Origin of the sequence: Streptomyces panacea (genome assembly GCF_040560175.1) — a bacterium.
Taxonomy (GTDB): domain Bacteria; phylum Actinomycetota; class Actinomycetes; order Streptomycetales; family Streptomycetaceae; genus Streptomyces; species Streptomyces panacea.
Map to the genome: position 1 here is coordinate 1 of NZ_JARJHW010000085.1, position 18,641 is coordinate 18,641.

The following is an 18,641-nucleotide window of genomic DNA, read 5'->3' on the forward strand; positions in this document are numbered from 1 at the left end:
GAGACATGGCGGAGCCATGCCGACCGACGACAACGCGGCGAGGCGCGGTGCCAGGCCCCGCGAGCCCGGCAAGATCCGAACGACAGGCCCTAGGTGCCGGACAGGCCCTGGTAGGCGTCCGCGTAAGCCTCGGTGGGGGCGATGGGCGTGATGATGTCGATCAGTACGCCGTCGGGGGCGACGACGATGAAGTGGCGCTGGCCGAACGCCTCGCTGCGCAGGGCGAGTTCGACCCTCAGACCGGCGCCCGTCACGAGACGCGCGTACTCGGCGTCGACGTCGGCCACCTCGAAGTTGAGAAGCAGACCGCGGGCCGGCCGGCGGTAGGCCTCCGGCACGGTCTCGTGCCCGGCGGCGACGAGAGCGAGTTCGTACCCCGGCGGTTCGGGCAGCCGCAGGCTGACGTACCAGTCGCTCGTGTAGGTCGTCTCGAATCCGAACAGCGTGCTGTAGAACGCCACGGACTCGCTGAGCCGCTCGGTGCAGAGCACGGGATAGAAGCTGGTCACGGGAGAGGACGTCATCACAGCACCGTTCTGGGGCGGGTACGCGGTCGTCCTGTCCCAACGAGGTGTCCGCCCCCACGTCACGTCCGCCGGATCGAAGGCAGGTCGACATGGCATCGGCGGCTCGTCCGACGGGCGGAGTACGCGTATGGGCACTGCGGCTGGCGCCCCCGTGGGGGGAAGACCTCTCGCTCTCGCTGCTCGACGCGCGGGAGCGGGCCAAGGCGGCGTCCTTCGCCCACCGGCGGGACCGGTCGATGTATCTCGCGGCGCACGTGGGGCTGCGGCTGCTGCTGGGTGACCGGCTCGGCGTCCATCCCCGGGACCTTCGGTTCGGCCGTGACCGGTGCGCCCACTGCGGCGGGCCGAACGGCCGGCCCATCCTCCTCGACCGTCCCGGCGGCCCGCACTTCTCCCTCTCCCACTGCGCCGGCATCACGCTCGTCGCGGTCGCCGACGTGCCTGTCGGGGTCGACGTGGAGCGGCTGCCCGGCCGCCGGACGGTCGAACTGTGCCTGGCGCGGCTGCATCCGCGCGAGCGGGAGGAACTGCTCCGGGTTCCGCGAGCCGAACGCCCCCTGGAGTTCTGCCGGTTGTGGACGCGCAAGGAGGCGTACCTCAAGGCAGTGGGGACCGGGCTCGGCCGGGGGCTGGACCGGGACTACCTGGGAGTGGGGAAAGAGGGGAGGCCCGCCGGCTGGAACGTCGTCAACCTGTCCTGTGGCCCGCAGGACCGCACGCACGCCGCGGCGCTGGCCGTTCCGCGGTGGGTGCCGGTGCCCACCGGACCGAGCGAGCTGAACTGGTCCGCGTACGGTCATGTCCTCGGCGGCGTCGGCTCGTTGGAGGAGAAGGGCCGAAGTTGACATGCCGACGGTGCGCGATTAGGTTCATTTCGCATACCGTTGGTACGTGAGTGGAGATGGCGCCCTATGCTGACCAGCTTCTGTCCGGTGATCTGCACCTCGCGGCTGGCGGAGTCCCGCGGCTTCTACAACAGACTGTTCGGCTTCACCGCCACGTTCACGACCCAGTGGTACGCCGGTCTCAGCCGGCCCGGCGCGCGACAGCACGAGCTCGCCCTGCTCGACCACGCTCACCCGGCGCTGCCGGAGGCGCTCCTGCGACCGGTGCGCGCGGTGCGGCTCACCCTCGCGGTGGACGACACGTCTGAGGAGTGGGACCGGATCGCCGCCCTCGGGGCGGCGACGCGCCCGGATCGGGGACACCTCGTCATCACCGACCCCAACGGGGTCCGGATCGACGTCGTCGCATCGGCCTGACCACCGGCCCGACCACCGGGCGCCGGCCGCCTCGGGGACCGCCCGCCGGAAGGGGAAGCCCCGACCTCGTCACGGCCGCCGGCCGGCCCGTGGTCACTTCGCCCGCAGTGCCGCCAGCATCCGCGCCAGCGCCTGCCGGGCGTCCGCGAGATCGGCGGAGTCCTCCGACGTCGCCAGCCACAACGCCGACTCGTTCATCGCCCCCGACAGCAGATGGGCCAGCGGTGCGACCGGCTGTGCGGGGATCGTGCCCTCGTGGATCAGGACGGTGAGCGCCTGGGCCAGGTGACGGCCGGAGGTGGCCTCGTTCATCGCTCGCCAGTCCCGCCAGCCGAGCACCGCCGGTCCGTCGACGAGCATGATGCGCTGGATCGCGGGGTCGGTGGACGCGCTGAGGAACGCCTGGCAGCCGTGGGTGAACTGGTCCCAGGGGTCCGCCTGGACATCCGCCTTCGCCGCGATGAGCGCGGCGACCTCCCGCTGCACCTGCTCCAGGACGGCCCGGAACAGTTCGGCCTTGCTGCCGAAGTGGTGGTACAGCGCGCCTTTGGTCACTCCGGCGGCCCCGACGATCTCCGACAGGCCCACGGACGCGTAACCCACCTTCGAGAAGAGCCGTCGGCTCTCCCGCAGCAACGTGTGCCGCGTCTGCTCCCGCTGCTGCGCGCGAACCCCGTTCGTCATCGTTGCGCCCCCGTCTTCGGCCTGTTGAAGCCATGCGCACAAGGTACTTCGCCGTCGCGGGGACGAGCGAGACCACGTCACCCGGCTCCGCGCAACCGAGGTGTGTGCTGTCCGGGGGCCAAGCCGTCGGAGCGCTAGTCGAGCCAGAGCACGATCCCCGTCAGGTCGTTGAGCACGGCCGCGACGCCCGCCCTGATCGCCGCCGCGCAGCGCTCGGTGGTGAACGAGGCGGGGTCGTACGCCGAGGACGCGCCCAGCCCTTCGCCGCGGAACGAGGCGCCGGACCAGTCGACCGCCGTCACGTTGCCGGTGGGCTCGGCCAACTCCGCCCCCAGGACGAGGAATTGCTGTGACAAGTGGTTGGGGGTGACCATCGCGAGGGGGTCGATGAGGTCGTTGCCCACGCTGACGACGAGGTCGGGGCGCATCTCCATGGCTCTGGTGATGCCGGGTATGAAGTCGTGAGGGTTGTCCGCGACCACCGTTCTGAGGTCGACGTGCTCCTCCTCGCCCCACTTCTCCACCGCCGTCACGAGGGTCTTGGCCGGACGGTCGTCGCCCGTGGTGAGCAGTACGACGCGGTAGCCCTTCGACGGGTGGACCCCGTTCCAGGAGCCGGGCCGCGGCGTCGTGGTCGACTCCGGGACCGGTGAGCGGGAGGGGTTCGCGAACCCGTGGCCGAGAGTGCCGACGGCGGCCGGCTCGGGGTGCGGTTGTGACCAGTCGTCGCCGGAGCTGCATCCGGTGACCAGCGCGGCGGCCACGGCCAGCGTGGCGACGGCCCGAAGCGGTGAGCGCAAGGCGATCTTCCTCCGAGTGGTGGTGGATGGTACGTCTACATCCTGCTATCCCGGCTTCTGCCTCCTTCATCAGGAGGTGTCGTCATCGAGGTTGTTTTTCCGTTCTTCGCCGACCGGCCGGGCCGTGTTCACCCGTGACGTCCACCGTGCACTGGCAACCTGAAGGAGCCAGCCACATGTCACGACACCTCCGCCGCGCCCTCGTCGGGGTCACCGCCGCGGTGATCGCTCTCCTGAGCACCGGTCCGTCGGCGCAGGCCCACGGATTCACCTCGACCGTCTACGCCGACGTCACCTCGGGCGAAGAGGGCCATATACGGACGGAACTGAAGCTCGAATACGACCTCTTCGTCGTGTCCGCCGCCGACGCGGAGGGGGACGACCCGCTCTTCCGTACAGGGAACGCCGCCTTCGAGGACGGTGACACCGGCGCGCAGGCGGCGGCGCTCAACACCCACGCGGAGTCGGCCCTCTCGTACGTCACCGAGCGCTTCTCGGTCACCTCGGGCGGCGCGGCCTGTACGCCGTCCCGGGTCGGCGATTTCACGATGGGCCGGCGGGAGGGTGTGCCGTACGCCGGTCTGCTGCTCGACTGGGCCTGTCCCGGGGAGGGCGGCGACCACGAGGTGCGCAGCGAGCTCTTCCCCGACGCCGAGACCTACGTCACCGGGACGAAGACGATCGTCACCTACGAGATCGACGGCCGGGCGGGCAGCGCCGCGCTCGACGCAGGCCATCCCTCCTTCGCCGCGGGGCAGTCGTGGTACGAGCGGTTCTGGGAGTTCTTCCGCCTGGGTGCCGAGCACCTGCTGGGCGGGATCGACCACGTCCTGTTCCTGCTGGCCCTCATCGCCGGGTCGCGGCGGCTGCGCGAGATCGTGCTCGCGGCGACCAGTTTCACCCTGGCGCACTCGGTGACGTTCATGCTCGCCGCCCTCGGCCTGGTCGACGTGCCGTCGGCGGTCGTTGAGCCCGTCATCGCGCTGTCGATCGCGGTGGTGGCCGGCTGGTACCTCTGGCGGATCCGGCGGCGCGGCGACCGCGCCGCCGACCTGGACCGCGCCCCCGGCCCGGACCGTGCCGCCGCCCTGGACCTTGCCGCCGGACGTGGTCGCCTCGGCCTGGACCGTGCGGGCCGGCTGCGCCTGGGGGTCGTGTTCTGCTTCGGCCTCGTGCACGGCCTCGGCTTCGCGGGCGCGCTGGGAATCGACGAGGCGTTCTCGTGGACCCTGCTGTGGTCGCTCCTGGTGTTCAACGTCGGTATCGAGGCCGTGCAGTTGGCGATCATCGCTCTGGTCTTCCCGCTGCTGACGTTGGTGCGGCGCCGTGCGCCGAGGGCCGGTCTGTGGGCGACCGGTGTGATCTCCGCAGGCGTGTGCGTCATGGGGCTGGTGTGGTTCACGCAACGGCTGTTCGGTCTGTGACGACCGTTCGAGCTGTGGCGTCCGCGTATGTCTCCGGAGAAGTCCAGAAGTTCCCGGACGCCCAGAAGTTCAACTGACGCGAGGGCCGCGGTCGTTCCCGGTTCATCAACGGCCGCCAAGTTGTGCATGCCCAATACATCCACCCATGTGGGTAAAAGGAACGTAAAACTAATGAGAATCAGACCTTCGGCGCAGACCTCCGGGCCTGCGCGACGCCGTGCGGCCACCTCGGCCGCCGCGGCATTCCTGGGCCTGGCCGTGGCCCTCGGCGGGGGCATGACGTCCCCCGCCGGCGCCGCCGAGCCCACCACGCTCACCGGCATCATCCTCGGTGTCGGCGCCAACGAGTCCCAGCGCACGGTGACTTGGTACAGCTCGGCCGACACCGCGCAGAAGCTCCAGGTCGCCCCGACCGCGGAGCTCGTCAACGGCGAATTCCCGGCCGGCGCCGCCGCCTTCGACGCCATCGGCGCGGCGAACATCGCCACCAGCGGCGGCTTCAACCGCCACACCACGATCACCGGCCTCAAGGAGCACACCCGGTACTCCTACCGCGTCGGCACCGAGGGCAACTGGTCGGCGGCGTACGCCTTCAAGACACAGGACTTCGAGGGCGACTACGACTTCCTGTTCTACGGCGACCCGCAGATCGGCGCGTCCGGCGATCTGGCGAAGGACCAGGCCGGCTGGCAGGACACCGTGGACGTCTCGCTGGCGGCCAACCCCGACGCCGAACTCCTGGTGTCGGGCGGTGACCAGGTCGAGACCGCCAACAACGAATCGCAGTGGAACTCCTTCCTGGCACCCGACAAGCTCCGCCAGTACCCCTGGGCCGCCACCATCGGCAACCACGACGTCGGCGGCAAGGCGTACGAGCAGCACTTCTCCACCCCGAACACGGACCGCTCGGCCCCGCTGTACTCCAACGGCAACCCGGCGTCCAACACCTCCGGCGGTGACTACTGGTACATCTACAAGGATGTGCTGTTCATCGACCTCAACAGCAACAGCTACGCCACCTCCCAGGGTGGCGGCGGCGACGCGGCGCACCTCGCCTACGTCACCGACGTCATCAACAAGCACGGCGCCGAGGCCAAGTGGAAGGTGCTCACCTACCACCACGCCATCTACTCGCCCGCCGACCACGCCAAGGACTCCGACAACAAGGTCCGCCGCGTCGACTTCCCGACCACCTTCTCCAAGCTCGGTGTCGACCTGGTGCTCCAGGGCCACGACCACAGCTACAGCCGCAGCTACCTGGTGAAGAACGGCGAGAAGGCCGACCCGGCCGAGCAGCCCGGCGCCTCCGACGTGTACGCCGGTCCCGGCGGTGTCCTGTACGTGACGGGGAACTCCGCATCGGGCTCGAAGTACTACGACATCACCAAGCCGGACAGCAGCGGTACGAGCGGTGCGGGCAACGGGGCCGACCCGCTGAACCCGGACAGCTACTGGTACAACTCGGTCCAGAACCAGGAGCACGTCCGCACCTACGTCAAGGTCCAGGTGCGCAACGACAAGCTCGTCGTCGAGAACGTCCGCAGCGGCACCTGTGCCGCTCCGAACGCGGCGGTCGAGAAGGGCAGTTGGTGCAACAACACCACTGAGGGCCAGCCGGTCGGCTCGCTCGTCGACAAGGTCACGGTGCATCCGTTCCACGGCGACGGCCAGGACCTCCAGGTCAACGTACCGAACGCCGCTCCGGGCGAGTTCGGCTGGACGATCGACGGCTACAACGGTCTGGTGGACCTCGGTACCGCCAAGGAGACCGGCGGCAGCCACTTCGAGGCGGCGGGCAAGATCAACCCGATCGCCGTCTCGGACAGCCGCCGCTCGCTCGCGCCCTGGTCGATCTCGGCCAACGTGAGTGACTTCAAGGACGCGGCCAAGACGTTCTCCGGCTCGTACCTCGGCTGGACGCCGCGCGTGCTGGTGAACGGCGCGGGGTCGAAGGCAGGCACGAAGGTCGCCTCCGGCTACGACGACCAGGGCCAGGGCCTCTCGGTCTCACGCGGCCTCGGTTCGGCCGAGCAGGGCCACACCCGGGGCACGGCCAAGCTCGGCGCCGACCTGGGGCTGAAGATCCCGGACAGCGTCGAGAAGGGCGGCTACCGCGCCACCCTGACGATCACCGCGCTGAGCAGCTGATCCAACCCGTCCCACTGGCGGGGCAGGCCGCCTTCGGGTGATCTGCCCCGCCTCCCGTTCCAGAGGAAACCCACCATGTCCACGCCCGCAACGCGCCGGAAGACCGGTGTCACCACTCGCGTCCGTACCGCCGCCGCCCTTCCCCTCCTCCTGGCCCTCGCAATCGCCGGTCTCTGCGCCGGCCCCGCCCGGGCGGCCGACGGCGACGTCACCTGGACGGTCCGGACGGCCGCGAACGGGTACGGCGACGACCGGTCCAGCTACAGCTACACCGTCAACCCCGGCGGCCAGGTCAAGGACGCCATGGTCGTCGCCAACCGCAGCGAGTCCCCGCTCGAACTCACGGTGTACGCCGCCGACGGCTTCACCACCGACGCGGGCCAACTCGACCTGGTCACCGGGGACACGAAGTCCGTCGGCATCGGCGTCTGGGCCCACGCCGACCGCGACAGCGTGGTGATCAAGCCCGGCAAGTCCGCCGAGATCCCCTTCACGGTCGGGGTTCCCGGCAACGCCACTCCCGGCGATTACGTGGGTGGCATCCTCACCTCGCTGAAGCAGGCCGACGACGCCGAGGGCATCAACGTTGACCGGCGCCTCGGTATCCGGGTCACGTTGCGCGTCAGCGGCGAGCTGAAGCCGAAACTCGCGATCGAGAACCTCCAGGTGGACTACGCCGGTTCGGCCAACCCGTTCGCCAAGGGCGACGCCACCGTCACGTACACGGTCCACAACACGGGCAACGCCCTGCTGTCGGGCCGGCAGGCGGTGTCGGTCTCGGGCCCGTTCGGCCGGCTGCGGGCCGAGGCGGGCGACATCGCCCCGCCGCCGGAGCTGCTTCCGGGCGAGAGCTGGAAGATGAAGGTGCCCGTAAACGGTGTGACGCCGGGCGTCGGCCTGGCCGCGACCGCGACCCTCACACCCCTGCTCACCGACGCGTCGGGCTCCACCACCTCACTCAAGCCGGTCGAGGCCACCGCGCACGGCTGGGCGATCCCCTGGACGCTGTTGCTGCTGATCGTCGTACTGCTCGGGTCCGCCGTCGCGGCATTCGTCCTCACCCGCCGCACCCGCGCCCGACGTAGGGCGGCCGAGGACGCCCGCGTACAGAACGCCGTCGAGCAGGCTTTGCGCGAGAAGGAGCGGAGCGGGCGGAGCTGACCACCGACGGCGACGCCGGTGGAATGGCCCGAGTCAACTCCCTTGCCCAGATGGTGAGTTGGGGTGGGACATGCGTGGGAGTGGTGAGAGTTCGTACAAGATTCTCGGGATCCGGTCACGGGAGCGGAAAGCTCGGAGGGCTCACTCGGCGCTTTCGAACAGGTCGAGCGCCGACCCATGCGATGGGAGACCGATCAACGATGTTCACTCTGGTACGGAGCAGAGTGCGGACGGCGGCGCTCGCGCTCTCGGCCGTCGCGGCCCTCGCCTTCGGCACGACCGGCGCGGCAGCGGCCCCCACTCCCGCCCCAACTCCCGCCCCCGCTCTCGCGAAACAGGGGCCGACCTCGGTGGCGTACGTCGAGGTGAACAACCACAGCATGCTCAATGTCGGCAAGTACACCCTCGCCGGCAGCGGTGACAACGTCTTCGACGTCGCCGTGATCTTCGCGGCGAACATCAACTACGACACGGGCACGAAGGCGGCGTATCTGCACTTCAACGAGAACGTGCGGCGCGTCCTCGACAACGCCGCCACGGAGATACGGCCGTTGCAGAACAAGGGCATCAAGGTCGTCCTCTCGGTGCTCGGCAACCACCAGGGCGCGGGCTTCGCCAACTTCCCGACCCAGCAAGCGGCTTCGGCGTTCGCCAAACAACTGTCGGACACCGTGGCCAAGTACGGCCTGGACGGCATCGACTTCGACGACGAGTACGCGCAGTACGGCAACAACGGCACCGGCCAGCCCAACGACAGCTCGTTCGTGCACCTGGTGACGGCGCTGCGCGCGAACATGCCGAACAAGATCATCAGCCTCTACAACATTGGGCCGGCCGCGTCGCGGCTCTCCTACGGCGGCGTCGACGTCTCGTCCAAGTTCGACTACGCGTGGAACCCGTACTACGGCACCTGGCAGGTGCCCCGCATCGCACTGCCCAAGTCGAAGCTGTCGCCGGCGGCGGTCGAGATCGGCCGGACCTCGCAGAGCACGGCCGCCGATCTCGCCCGCCGCACCGTCAGTGAGGGGTACGGCGTCTATCTGACGTACAACCTCGACGGCTCCGATCGCAGCGCCGATGTCTCCGCGTTCACCAGGCAGCTGTACGGCAGTGACGCCCGCTACACACCGTAGGGCGACGCTTGGGGCTCGCCCCACCGTGTAGAGCCGTGATCCGTGCGAGCCGTGCTCTCGACAACGATGTCGGGGGCGCGGTCGCACTCCATTCGGCGACTTCTGCGGGAAGACCGCCGCCGCACTGCGGCCGACCGCGCCGGCGTTCAGGTCGGCCCCCTGGAAGTCGGTGAACAGGTCCACGGGCCGGATCGCCGTCCGGTACGCCGGCCGGCGGGTCCTGTCGAGCGAGTCCGCCCCGGTCAGGCGCTCGGCACCCCGACCGGCCTGGCCAGCACCCGGTCCAGGACGCCGGCGAGGAACCGCGCCGGGTCCCGGACCGGTGTCGTGACCCGCATCGCGACGATCGCGTCCGGTCGCACGAGCAGGGCCCCGTCGTCGGACACCCACGGTGCGCGGACCTGGCGCGCCGGCAGGCCGGCGCCCGCCGCGGCGACGAGCCACCGGTCGCCCGCGTCGCCCACCAGCAGGGTCCACCGGGACGCGACGAGGTCGAGCGTGGAGACCCCGTCCACCCACGCGTGGGGCACCCGTGAACCCGGCGACCCGTCGAGCGCCACCGCCAGGTCGACCGTGGACGGGAGCTCCGGCCGCGCGTCGACGACAGCGGCCGAGTCGTACCGCTGGCCGAGGTGCACGACCGGCGCCGCCCACACCCCGGCCGCCGCCCTGGCGGCGTCGGCCTCGGGACCACGCCCCCAGTGCAGCTCCGGATCGGCGAGCCTGCGCATCGCCTGGTCCAGCGTCGCGGCGGCGATCGGCTCACGCTCCCGCGCGTAGGTGTCGAGCAGGCCGGGGCCTGCCTCGCCGTGGTGGACGGCGGCCAGTTTCCACGCCAGGTTGTGGGCGTCGGCGACGCCGGTGTTGAGGCCGAACGCGCCCAGGGGTGACACGGTGTGCGCGGCGTCGCCGACCAGGAACACGCGGCCGACGGCGAAGCGGTCGGCCAGGGAGCTCCGGGGCCGCCACGGGAGCACGCTGCGCACCTCGACGTCGAGGCCGGGATCGCCGACCGCCGAGCGTACGACCGCGACGCAGCGCTCGCGCGTGAAGTCCTCGGGGCGCTCGCCCCCGTCGACGTCGCAGGCGACGTGGAAGACCCAGTCCGTCTCGCCGTCCACGGTCGCCAGTAGGCCGGGCGCCTCCGGCGTGGTGATCGTGCAGGTGGCGAAGGACATGCCCCGCAGATGGGGCCGGATGTCGGCGCGGAACAGGATGTTGATCATCGACTTGCCCAGGTCGCCCGCCCCGGAGGTGTCCACGCCGAGCGCGGTCCGCACGGTGCTGTGCGTGCCGTCCGCGGCCACCACGCGCGCGCAGCGCAGCGAGTAGGGGCCGTCGGGCCCCTCCAGTTCGACGTCGACCCCGTCGGCGTCCTGCGCGATGCCGACCAGGCGGGTCGACCAGCGCGGATCCGCTCCGCGGCGCGCCAGGTCGGCCGCCACCACGGCGTCGAGCCGGTCCTGCGCGCAGACACCGCGCAGCCTGAACGGTGTTGTGTCCAGTTCGACGGCGGACGGGGTCGGCATGGGCACGGTCACGACATCGCCCGCGCCCATCTCGACGACGGTCCGCGCCACCGCCTTGCCCGCGGCGCCCCGCAGGTCGACTGCGGCGGCGTCGACGGCGGTGTCGAGCCCGAGCTCTCGGAGGATCTCGACGGTACGCGGCCCGATGCCGGTGGCGCGCGGGTGGACCGACGGCCCTGACCGGCGTTCGACGAGCACCGCGGGGACGCCGTGGTGGGCGAGCAGCGCCGCGGTGAGCAGCCCGACGCTACCCCCTCCGACCACGAGCACCGGCACTTCTGGATACGCTGTGTCCGTCATGGCTACACCGTAGCCAGAAGATAGGGTGGCGGTCAACGAGGAAAGGAACAGCCCGATGACCGAACCCGCTCCCTCGTCGGTGTGGACCAGGCCGCGCCCCGAACCGCGCCGACGCGCACCGGGGGTGGACCAGTACGTGGCCGCCGCGCTGGCCGTCGCCGACGCGGAGGGCTTGGCCGCGGTGTCGATGCGCCGGGTCGCGGGCGACCTCGGTTCCGGGACGGCCACCCTCTATCGCTACATCACCAACCGCGACGAGCTGGTGGACCTGATGGTCGACGCGGCGCAGGGCGAGGACCCGCTCCCCGAGCCCACATGTGACTGGCGCGCCGACCTGGCCGCGGTCGCGCACGCGCTGCGAGCGACCCTCCTGCGGCACCCGTGGCTGGCCGGCGAACTGGCGGGCAGGCCCTCGCTCGGCCCCAACTCGTTGCGACGGTCCGAATCCGCGCTGCGCGCCGCTGTCGCGCTGACGCCCGACATCACCCTGGCCTCGCAGGCGCTCAGTGCCGTGCACGCGTACGTGCTGGGTTCGGTGGCCACCGAGCAGGCCGGTCGGCGCGCCGAGCAGCGCACCGGCCTGACCGAGGAGCAGTGGCAGCGCAGCGTCGGCCCCTACATCAGCGAGGTGCTCGCGGCGGGGGAGCACCCGATGCTCGCCCGTCGCGTCCTCGAAGCCGAGGAGCTCGACCCCGACGTCGAGTTCGCGTTCGGCCTGGAGTGCGTGCTCGACGGTCTCGCGGCCCGACTGGGCCGCTGACCGGTCGGTACGCGTACGGGGTCAGCGCCTCGGCCGGACCTGCGATGCCAGACCTGTGATGGGTGACCCCCCGCCCGCGGGAACGCTCCGCACTCTCCTCCCGGCGTCAGGTCGTGCTCAGTCGTCGATCAGTCCGTTCAGGGTGGGCACGCTCGCACCGAGGCCGATGAGTCCCGCGAGGATCGCGCCGGCCGTGTTGCCCGTGCTGAAGTAGGTGAGGACTCCGGAGATCGCCCCCACGAAGGCGGCCGTCTGGAGGACGATGGCCGTACGCACGGGCAGGAACGGTGTCGCGTCCCCAGTCGGAACGGGGGGCGGGGTCGGGGCGGTGGTCACGAGAACCCCCTTGCGCGGAGCGGTTGTCGATAGCGTTCGTACGTCACGCAAGGCGGTTACGCGGGTCTCCCGTACACGCCCTTGAACTGGCGAGACTTAATGCTGTCGACAGCTCCATCGTAGCCGTCGGTGCCCGCTTTCCCTTTGATCGACGCGTTGAGCCGAATCCAACATTTCTTGGCACATTCGACGATGCGGCAGATCCATTCGATCACGTGAGCGCGAAACCCCGGGTGCGCGACCCCGCGTCACGGCAACGGGCGTGTCAGCCATACCACTTCACCGCTGTCGTCCGTGGAAACGTGATCCCGCTCGAACCCGAGCTTCTCAAGGACACGGAGCGACGGTGTGTTCCACGCGCCGACGGTCGACCAGAGCCGGTTCCGCCCGGTCGCGACAGCGGCGTCGAGCACCGCGCCCGCCGCCTCGGTGGCGTAGCCACACCCATGGACGCGCTGGAACAACTCGTACGCGATCTCAGGTTCCTCCAGGGTGGAGCGGCCGATGATCAGCCCGCAGTAGCCGATGAAGTCGCCTTCCTCGCGGCGCTGGATGGGCAGCAGGGCGATCCCCGTTGCCGCCGTCGCGGTGAGCAGCTTCGCGATGGACGTCCGCGTGTGCTCAACCGTCGGCGTCCCGTTGCCGCGTTCGGAGAGGAGAGCGCGGAACTCAACGGCGTCCGACTCGGCCCACGGCCGCAGTATCAACCGCTCGGTCTCAAGGTGGAACGGCATCGTCCCGTACGTAGACATGCCCCTACTCTGCCCCACGGGTCACCACGAACTGCCAGTGGAGGGCGCGGCCCGACTCCTCGCGCAGGGCGACGACACCGCCCCGATTTCCCGGCACCGAGCGGGTCGCCCGCGTCGACCGAGCAGGTGGCTACTTCGATTCCAGTCGTCCCAGCGGGTGGGAATCACCGGCGAGGGCGGCCTGCGCCGTTTCCCAGTCGGAGTGGTCGGCGTGGTCGGTGCCGGTGATGTGGCGCAGGTAGGCGAGGGTGACCCGCTGGACGAGGGCGACGCGACCGGGATTCTCGTCGGTGGTCTCCGCTGCCTCGTAGCCGGAGATGCCGCCGAGGAAGTGCCGGCCACCGTAAACCGTCAGCAGGCTCTTGGTGCCGCGGCTGAGGGTGTACGGGTCGGTCGTCCAGGACGGTCCCCGGGTGGAGAGGGGGAGTTCGTCCTTGTCGCCGGCGACCACGAGTCCGGGTGCGGTGATGTGGGAGAAGTCCTGGTGGCGCAGCCAGGGAAGGTTCTCGTGGGCGAAGGGGGTCAGTTCGTCGCCGCCCTTGCCGGCTGTGGCCAGTTGGATGCTGGCCATGACGCGGGGGTCGGACATGTCCCGCGCGGTTCCGGTCTCCGGGTCCATGACGCGCAGACCCACGAGGATGCCCGCGGTCTGGCCGCCGAAGGAGTGTCCGGCCGCGACGACGCGACTGTGGTCCACCCGGCCGGCCAGGCCGGGCACGGAGGCCTCCAGGGTGTCGAGTTCGTCGAGGACGCGCTTCATGTCCTGCACGCGGTAGCGCCAGAGGTGGGGCTTGCGGGGATCGTCCGCTGCGATGTCGAGGCGCTTGGAGTCGAGGTGGGTGGCCTGGATCACCACGAAGCCATGGGAGGCCCAGTGGTCGGTCAGCGGCGCGTAGCCGTCCAGGTTCGAGCCGAACCCGTGCGCGAACAGCACGATCGGCAGATTGGTGCCGGTGACCGGTGCGCAGACGCGTACGTGCAGGTCCTCACCGCGCCGCGCTGCGGGCAGCACGACCGGCCTGACCGACACGGTCGGGGTGGGCGCGGGGCCGGTCAGGCCGGTCGTCTTGTACGTGGTCATACGTGTCCTTCTTCCAGGTGTGGTGCGTGTGGTGGGTCGTTCGAGTCCATGCGCGTCAGCAGACGAACCGGAAGAAGTTCCCGGGTGAAGCGCGCGTCAACTACGCTAAAACCTGACGTTGACGTCAGAGGCAAGCCGCCCAACGGATGTCACACAGGAAGAGAAATGCGCGTCGGAGAACTCGCCGCCCGGACCGGCGTCAGTGTCCGGGCCCTGCGCTACTACGAGGAGCAGAATCTGCTCAGCGCCGAGCGCAGCCCCAGCGGCCAGCGTCACTACCCCGGGAGCGCGGTCGACCGGGTGCGGCTGATCCAGCAGCTGTACGCCGCCGGGCTGTCCAGCAGGACGATCGTCGAGCTCATGCCGTGCGTCATCGACGGCCAGGCCACTCCCGCGCTGCTTGAGCGCCTGGCGGCGGAGCGCGAGCAAGTCGACCGGCGCATCGTCGATCTCATGCACGTCCGGGACCGGCTCGGCTCGGTCATCACCGCCGCCACCAGCAACATGGTCACCGGCACTTCCTGCCGACGGGAAACCACCGCCTAGGTCAGGCGGCCCGCCGACGCTTACAGGAGCGCCAGATCCCTCAAGGACGCCCGCGTGAGATGCGACAGGTCGGGGCATGTCGGCCTCAAGGCGAAGAAGTGGAAGGGCTACCTCTGCAAGACCGATGCAAGACCGAAGACGCCGAGGTCCGCAAGTACGTCCACCTGTGCCGCCACCTGAACAGACCTCAGGCCCGACCAGCGGCGGCGACGGTAGTTCGTGGTCTGGTGGGACGCGGCCGGCAGGCGGCCGTGCCGATCAGGCCCTGACCGTCCTGGAGGCCGGGCCGCGCAATCCCTTTGAACCGATCTCCACGGCCCCTCTCGACGTGGCCCGGCTCCTGGACGAACAGGGCCGCGCCGAGGACGCGATCAGAATCCTGCGGCCCTGCGGCCCTGCGGCCCTGCGGCCCCGCACCTGAGTAACTCGCCGCGCTGCTGGCCGCGCAGGGCCGTGTCGACGGGGCCGTCAACGTCCTCGACCGGGCGATGGCCGAAGCCAGGCACTCATCCGTCGTTGAGGAGCCGACCGAGGCCCAGGCCCAGGCCGACTTGGCTCATCGAGCACGGCCGGATCGACGAGCTGCGCACCCGGGCCGAAACGGGCCACCGGGCGACCGGGCCTGCGACCTACGGCGTGCGGCTGGCGGCGAATCCGACCGACCCCGGCCGGACCGATTGAGCCGGCGGCGACACCGAGCGGCGCTCAGGACGCCTCGACAGCCTTCTTGATGCGCTCGCCGAACGCGGACGCGTCCTTGCGGGCCGCGCTGAGGGCGAACCCCACCAGCACCTTGCCGATGCCATGCCCCTCCAGGACGTTGAAGAGTCGCACCCGCGTTCTCCCGTCCGAGATGGCTTCCAAGTCGTAACCCCCCTCGCGAGCCATCACCACGTTCTTCGAGGTCTCCATCCAGCGGATTCTGGTTGGTGTTTCCAGCTCGGTGATCCGGAACTCGCGCTGGGATTTCATCCCCGCGTCCTTCACCGTGCTCTGGAATACAGTGCCGACGTCCGTGGGCCCCGTCGGCTTCTTGGTGATCTTCTGCACCCGGGGACTGAACGCCGGGTCGTTCGTACCCTGCGCCAGATACGCGAAGACCTCCGCGATCGGCCGATCGATGTCGGTGACTGCCTCGAACTGTCCACTCACAGCTGTTCACTCCTTGAGGGAGAGCGTGGCAACCCACTCTGCCCGTGTGGCTGGTCCCACGCCACTCGGGTTCCTGAGCGCGGGTGAAGTCTCGTTCCATGGCGAAAGGCATCCATCGGTCGGCCCCCGCGCCTACGTCGCGTGGCCGGCGAACGGTGGTCCCGTCCGCTCCTGGCGACACCTTCGCGCCCCGCCGTGCCGGCGTTGCCGTTCACCGACGTCACCGGCGTGGCATCGCCGGACGCACCCTCGCGCCGGATACCTTTTGCGCCGTTCCGGAGCGTGGTTGGTGGCATACCTCCGAAGGGTGCGCGAGACGGTGACGTGGTCGGATGACAAGCACTCCGAGTTGTTGGCGTCCGGTCTGAACCTGGGTGCTCCCGTGGGACCGGAGGAGACCCTGTACGACGGGGGCGCCACACGTCCCTACGAGTACGGCCGGATCCTGTTCCATCCCCGGATCGGCGAGGCGTTCGAACTGCACGGCTTGATCCTCGCCACCTACCTGGACCTCGGCGCGGAGTACAGCGGGCTCGGCTATCCGGTCACCGACGAGATCGACGACGCGACCGTCCCGTCGGGGCGGACGAACGTGTTCGAGCAGGGGTCGCTGCGCTACGACCCCGCCGTCGGCGTGACGAAGGAACTGTTCGAGCGCGAGCTGGCGCCGTCGGTGACGGTGAAAGTGGTCGACGGCACCTTCGTCCCGCTCGGCCCGGGCGGCTCCCTCACCCTCACCGAATTCGCGGACGCGGTGGTCGGGCCCGGGTTCGAACCGGTGATCGCGGTGGTCGACTCGTTGCTGCCGAACCTGCGGTTGCGCCGCGTCTTCGACACGCACACCGGCGACGAGATCCAGGTGATGATCGACGAGGGGCGCACCGCGGACCCGGACTACCTGGCACCCGACTTCAACAACTTCCTCGCGATCGACTGCCCGCCGGGATTCGACACCGACGGATTGGCCGCGGCACTGTCCCAGCTGGTCGGCACCGTGGACTACGCGGCCACCACACCGCTGGCGTCCGATCCCGTCGTCGGCACCTCGAACCCGCTGTTCGACCGGCAGGGCTATCTGCGGCCGGCGCTCGACGGAATCGGTGTGCAGGCGGCGTGGGCGAAAGGCGCCGACGGTTCCGGAGTGCGGTTCATCGACATCGAGCAGGGCTGGTTCCTCGGACACCAGGACCTGCCGGCCGGGATCCAGCTGCTCGGCGGACACAACATCGCCAAGAGTTTCCCGCACGGCGCCGCCGTGCTCGGCGAGGTGATCGGTGCCGACAACACCGTCGGAATCTGCGGTATCGCGCCGGCCGCGTCCGCCCGAGTGATGTCGTACAACCAGACGAATCCACCCTTCAACTCCTTCCAGAGCCGCCAGGAGCTCGCCAACGCGGTGATGGTGGCGCAGGCGCAGCTGGGTTTCGGCGACGTCCTGCTGCTGGAGGCCCAGATCGCGGCGACCATCGGCGGCGTCGACTTCTTCGCTCCGGCCGAGACCGACCCCCCGGTGTTCGCCGCGATCCGGCTCGCGACCGCGCGCGGGGTGAGCGTCGTCGAGGCGGCCGGGAACAACGGCGCCCCGCTCGACCGGTTCCTCGATCCGCGGGGCCGCCGGATGCTCGACCGGCAGAGCCCTGACTTCCAGGATTCCGGGGCGATCGTGGTCGGCGGCGGCGCGTCGGCGCCCCCGCACGGGAGGCTGGCCGCGCCGAACCCGGCGACCAATGGGGTGGTGAGCAGCTTCGGCACCCGCGTCGACTGCTACTCCTGGGTGGAGAACGTGGTGACCTGTGGCAACCCCACGGCACCGACGAAGGCGGACGGCTACTGGACCGCGCCGCCGTTCGGCGGGACCTCGGCCGCGGCGCCGGTGATCGTCGGCGTCTGCCTGCTGGTCCAGAGCCTGTTCCAGGCCCTCAACCCGGCGACCGGGGCGCCGGGGAAGATCTCCGCGAAGCGGATGCGCAACGTGCTGACCCGCCCGCTCAACAGCAGCGCGGGGGCTCCCGGCGCTTTCATCGGGACGATGCCCGACCTGCACAAGCTGATCGCCAACGAGTTCGTCTAGACCGGCAGGAGAGGACCCCATATGCCCGCGGACGAGGTACCGGTCGAGATGGCGGCCGCGCTCAACGAGAACGCCTTCGGCGTGCTGCGGCTCGACGGCGTGAACGGTATCGACGTCGGGGTCGACGACGCCGACGCATACACGTTGCGACTCCTGGTGGACGATCCGGACGACCCGCCCGCGGGACTGCCGGACTCGATCGGGGGATTCCCGTACATCCTCGTCGCCGGCACCCCGCGCCTGGAGCAGGGCGGGCTTCCCGACCAGAAGACGTACGGCATGCCGGGCAGCGATCCGATCATGGGCGGAATCCAGCTCGGACCCGCGGCCATCGTGGGCGGCAACGTGCACGCGGGCACGCTCGGTTGCGTGTTCCACGACTCGGAAGGGCTGCCGGTCGCGGTCAGCAACGCCCACGTCGTCTGCGGCGCGGCCGGTGATCCGATCCAGCAGCCGGCGCCGCAGACCGACCCGGCACCGCCGATCGAACTGCTCGGCTCGCTGCGGCAGTGTCTGGCGCCCGACGTCCCGTCACTCTTCCCCGGCGGTCTGGTCTCCGGCTACTTCGACGCCGCGCTGTGCTCGGTCGACGGCGCGCGCACGGCGGAGGTCGGGCGGATCGCCGACATCGGTACGGCGACCGGCATCTCGTCGCCGCGGATCGGTTCGGTCGTCCGCAAACGCGGTTACCGTACCGGGGTCTCGCACGGGGTGGTCGAGGGCACGCTCGGCGCCTACGTGGCACACAACCACGACGGCAGCGCGCGCTGGATGCTGCTCGGACAGGTGTCGATCGTGATGATCCCCGACCTCGGGCTGAATCCGGAGGGCGTGTGGTCGCGGTCCGGGGACTCCGGGTCGGTGGTGGTGAACGAGAGCGACGAGATCGTCGCCCTGCACTGGGGCGGCGACGGAATGCGCGGCTACGCGTCGGACTTCGCCACGATCGCCATCGCCTTCGGTGTCGGGCTGTAG

Annotated in this window: 18 protein-coding genes; 10 read left to right on the plus strand and 8 right to left on the minus strand. The window is 70.2% G+C overall.

The features are described 5' to 3' along the window. Positions 1-89: 89 nt before the first annotated feature. Positions 90-524 (minus strand): VOC family protein, encoded by a 435-nt coding sequence (locus P3L51_RS20540; RefSeq protein ID WP_354606724.1) that lies wholly within the window; start codon positions 522-524, stop codon positions 90-92. 92 nt (positions 525-616) lie between these two features. On the opposite strand from P3L51_RS20540, the gene P3L51_RS20545 reads away from it, so the two are divergent. Further along, positions 617-1,372, plus strand: coding sequence for a 4'-phosphopantetheinyl transferase family protein (locus P3L51_RS20545; RefSeq protein WP_354606725.1), 756 nt, complete (start codon positions 617-619; stop codon positions 1,370-1,372). A 66-nt stretch (positions 1,373-1,438) separates the two neighbouring features. Further along, complete coding sequence (locus P3L51_RS20550; protein ID WP_354606726.1) at positions 1,439-1,789, plus strand: VOC family protein; 351 nt, start codon at positions 1,439-1,441, stop codon at positions 1,787-1,789. A 93-nt stretch (positions 1,790-1,882) separates the two neighbouring features. On the opposite strand, the gene P3L51_RS20555 is transcribed toward P3L51_RS20550, so the two are convergent. Together P3L51_RS20555 and P3L51_RS20560 are read right to left on the minus strand one after the other, a co-directional pair. Then, entirely contained in the window at positions 1,883-2,473 is a 591-nt protein-coding gene (locus P3L51_RS20555) for a TetR/AcrR family transcriptional regulator (RefSeq protein ID WP_354606727.1), read from the minus strand. A gap of 134 nt (positions 2,474-2,607) precedes the next feature. Next, on the minus strand, positions 2,608-3,273 hold the full coding sequence (locus P3L51_RS20560) for a type 1 periplasmic-binding domain-containing protein (RefSeq protein ID WP_354606728.1): 666 nt from the start codon (positions 3,271-3,273) through the stop codon (positions 2,608-2,610). Positions 3,274-3,449: 176 nt separating this feature from the next. Between P3L51_RS20560 and P3L51_RS20565 the strand changes: the two genes are divergently transcribed. The 4 genes from P3L51_RS20565 (at position 3,450) to P3L51_RS20580 (ending at position 9,139) form a co-directional block, all read left to right on the plus strand. Continuing rightward, positions 3,450-4,697: a HupE/UreJ family protein gene (locus P3L51_RS20565; protein ID WP_354606729.1), complete on the plus strand. Its 1,248-nt coding sequence runs from the start codon at positions 3,450-3,452 to the stop codon at positions 4,695-4,697. Positions 4,698-4,868: 171 nt separating this feature from the next. Continuing rightward, positions 4,869-6,845 carry a purple acid phosphatase family protein gene (locus P3L51_RS20570; protein ID WP_354606730.1) on the plus strand — a complete coding sequence of 659 codons (1,977 nt, stop codon included), beginning with the start codon at positions 4,869-4,871 and terminating at the stop codon, positions 6,843-6,845. A gap of 75 nt (positions 6,846-6,920) precedes the next feature. After that, positions 6,921-8,006 (plus strand): WxL protein peptidoglycan domain-containing protein, encoded by a 1,086-nt coding sequence (locus P3L51_RS20575; RefSeq protein WP_354606731.1) that lies wholly within the window; start codon positions 6,921-6,923, stop codon positions 8,004-8,006. Between the two features lie 200 nt (positions 8,007-8,206). Continuing rightward, entirely contained in the window at positions 8,207-9,139 is a 933-nt protein-coding gene (locus P3L51_RS20580; RefSeq protein ID WP_354606732.1) for an endo-beta-N-acetylglucosaminidase H, read from the plus strand. A gap of 242 nt (positions 9,140-9,381) precedes the next feature. On the opposite strand, the gene P3L51_RS20585 is transcribed toward P3L51_RS20580, so the two are convergent. Further along, complete coding sequence (locus P3L51_RS20585; RefSeq protein WP_354606733.1) at positions 9,382-10,968, minus strand: FAD-dependent monooxygenase; 1,587 nt, start codon at positions 10,966-10,968, stop codon at positions 9,382-9,384. 55 nt (positions 10,969-11,023) lie between these two features. On the opposite strand from P3L51_RS20585, the gene P3L51_RS20590 reads away from it, so the two are divergent. Next, positions 11,024-11,728 (plus strand): TetR/AcrR family transcriptional regulator C-terminal domain-containing protein, encoded by a 705-nt coding sequence (locus P3L51_RS20590; RefSeq protein ID WP_354606734.1) that lies wholly within the window; start codon positions 11,024-11,026, stop codon positions 11,726-11,728. Positions 11,729-11,845: 117 nt separating this feature from the next. On the opposite strand, the gene P3L51_RS20595 is transcribed toward P3L51_RS20590, so the two are convergent. From P3L51_RS20595 to P3L51_RS20605, 3 genes are all read right to left on the minus strand, one after another. Next, entirely contained in the window at positions 11,846-12,064 is a 219-nt protein-coding gene (locus tag P3L51_RS20595) for a hypothetical protein (RefSeq protein ID WP_354606735.1), read from the minus strand. 248 nt (positions 12,065-12,312) lie between these two features. Continuing rightward, entirely contained in the window at positions 12,313-12,816 is a 504-nt protein-coding gene (locus P3L51_RS20600; protein WP_354606736.1) for a GNAT family N-acetyltransferase, read from the minus strand. Between the two features lie 130 nt (positions 12,817-12,946). Then, positions 12,947-13,897 (minus strand): alpha/beta hydrolase family protein, encoded by a 951-nt coding sequence (locus P3L51_RS20605; protein WP_354606737.1) that lies wholly within the window; start codon positions 13,895-13,897, stop codon positions 12,947-12,949. Between the two features lie 165 nt (positions 13,898-14,062). On the opposite strand from P3L51_RS20605, the gene P3L51_RS20610 reads away from it, so the two are divergent. Next, entirely contained in the window at positions 14,063-14,443 is a 381-nt protein-coding gene (locus tag P3L51_RS20610; protein WP_354606738.1) for a MerR family transcriptional regulator, read from the plus strand. Positions 14,444-15,148: 705 nt separating this feature from the next. On the opposite strand, the gene P3L51_RS20615 is transcribed toward P3L51_RS20610, so the two are convergent. Continuing rightward, positions 15,149-15,595, minus strand: a complete 447-nt coding sequence (locus P3L51_RS20615; RefSeq protein WP_354606739.1) for an SRPBCC family protein — start codon at positions 15,593-15,595, stop codon at positions 15,149-15,151. Between the two features lie 319 nt (positions 15,596-15,914). Here P3L51_RS20615 and P3L51_RS20620 point away from each other — a divergent pair, with 319 nt between their 5' ends. Then, entirely contained in the window at positions 15,915-17,666 is a 1,752-nt protein-coding gene (locus P3L51_RS20620; RefSeq protein ID WP_354606740.1) for a S8 family serine peptidase, read from the plus strand. A 21-nt stretch (positions 17,667-17,687) separates the two neighbouring features. Then, positions 17,688-18,641 carry a hypothetical protein gene (locus P3L51_RS20625; protein WP_354606741.1) on the plus strand — a complete coding sequence of 318 codons (954 nt, stop codon included), beginning with the start codon at positions 17,688-17,690 and terminating at the stop codon, positions 18,639-18,641.

What these genes read in the sequence shown, in the direction of transcription:
- P3L51_RS20605 (WP_354606737.1), bottom strand. Translation starts at nt 13,897, where the DNA reads ATGACCACGTACAAGACGACCGGCCTGACCGGCCCCGCGCCCACCCCG.
- P3L51_RS20585 (WP_354606733.1), bottom strand. Translation starts at nt 10,968, where the DNA reads ATGACGGACACAGCGTATCCAGAAGTGCCGGTGCTCGTGGTCGGAGGG.
- P3L51_RS20565 (WP_354606729.1), top strand. Translation starts at nt 3,450, where the DNA reads ATGTCACGACACCTCCGCCGCGCCCTCGTCGGGGTCACCGCCGCGGTG.
- P3L51_RS20575 (WP_354606731.1), top strand. Translation starts at nt 6,921, where the DNA reads ATGTCCACGCCCGCAACGCGCCGGAAGACCGGTGTCACCACTCGCGTC.
- P3L51_RS20555 (WP_354606727.1), bottom strand. Translation starts at nt 2,473, where the DNA reads ATGACGAACGGGGTTCGCGCGCAGCAGCGGGAGCAGACGCGGCACACG.
- P3L51_RS20590 (WP_354606734.1), top strand. Translation starts at nt 11,024, where the DNA reads ATGACCGAACCCGCTCCCTCGTCGGTGTGGACCAGGCCGCGCCCCGAA.
- P3L51_RS20580 (WP_354606732.1), top strand. Translation starts at nt 8,207, where the DNA reads ATGTTCACTCTGGTACGGAGCAGAGTGCGGACGGCGGCGCTCGCGCTC.
- P3L51_RS20540 (WP_354606724.1), bottom strand. Translation starts at nt 524, where the DNA reads ATGACGTCCTCTCCCGTGACCAGCTTCTATCCCGTGCTCTGCACCGAG.
- P3L51_RS20625 (WP_354606741.1), top strand. Translation starts at nt 17,688, where the DNA reads ATGCCCGCGGACGAGGTACCGGTCGAGATGGCGGCCGCGCTCAACGAG.
- P3L51_RS20600 (WP_354606736.1), bottom strand. Translation starts at nt 12,816, where the DNA reads ATGTCTACGTACGGGACGATGCCGTTCCACCTTGAGACCGAGCGGTTG.
- P3L51_RS20545 (WP_354606725.1), top strand. Translation starts at nt 617, where the DNA reads ATGGCATCGGCGGCTCGTCCGACGGGCGGAGTACGCGTATGGGCACTG.
- P3L51_RS20610 (WP_354606738.1), top strand. Translation starts at nt 14,063, where the DNA reads ATGCGCGTCGGAGAACTCGCCGCCCGGACCGGCGTCAGTGTCCGGGCC.
- P3L51_RS20550 (WP_354606726.1), top strand. Translation starts at nt 1,439, where the DNA reads ATGCTGACCAGCTTCTGTCCGGTGATCTGCACCTCGCGGCTGGCGGAG.
- P3L51_RS20570 (WP_354606730.1), top strand. Translation starts at nt 4,869, where the DNA reads ATGAGAATCAGACCTTCGGCGCAGACCTCCGGGCCTGCGCGACGCCGT.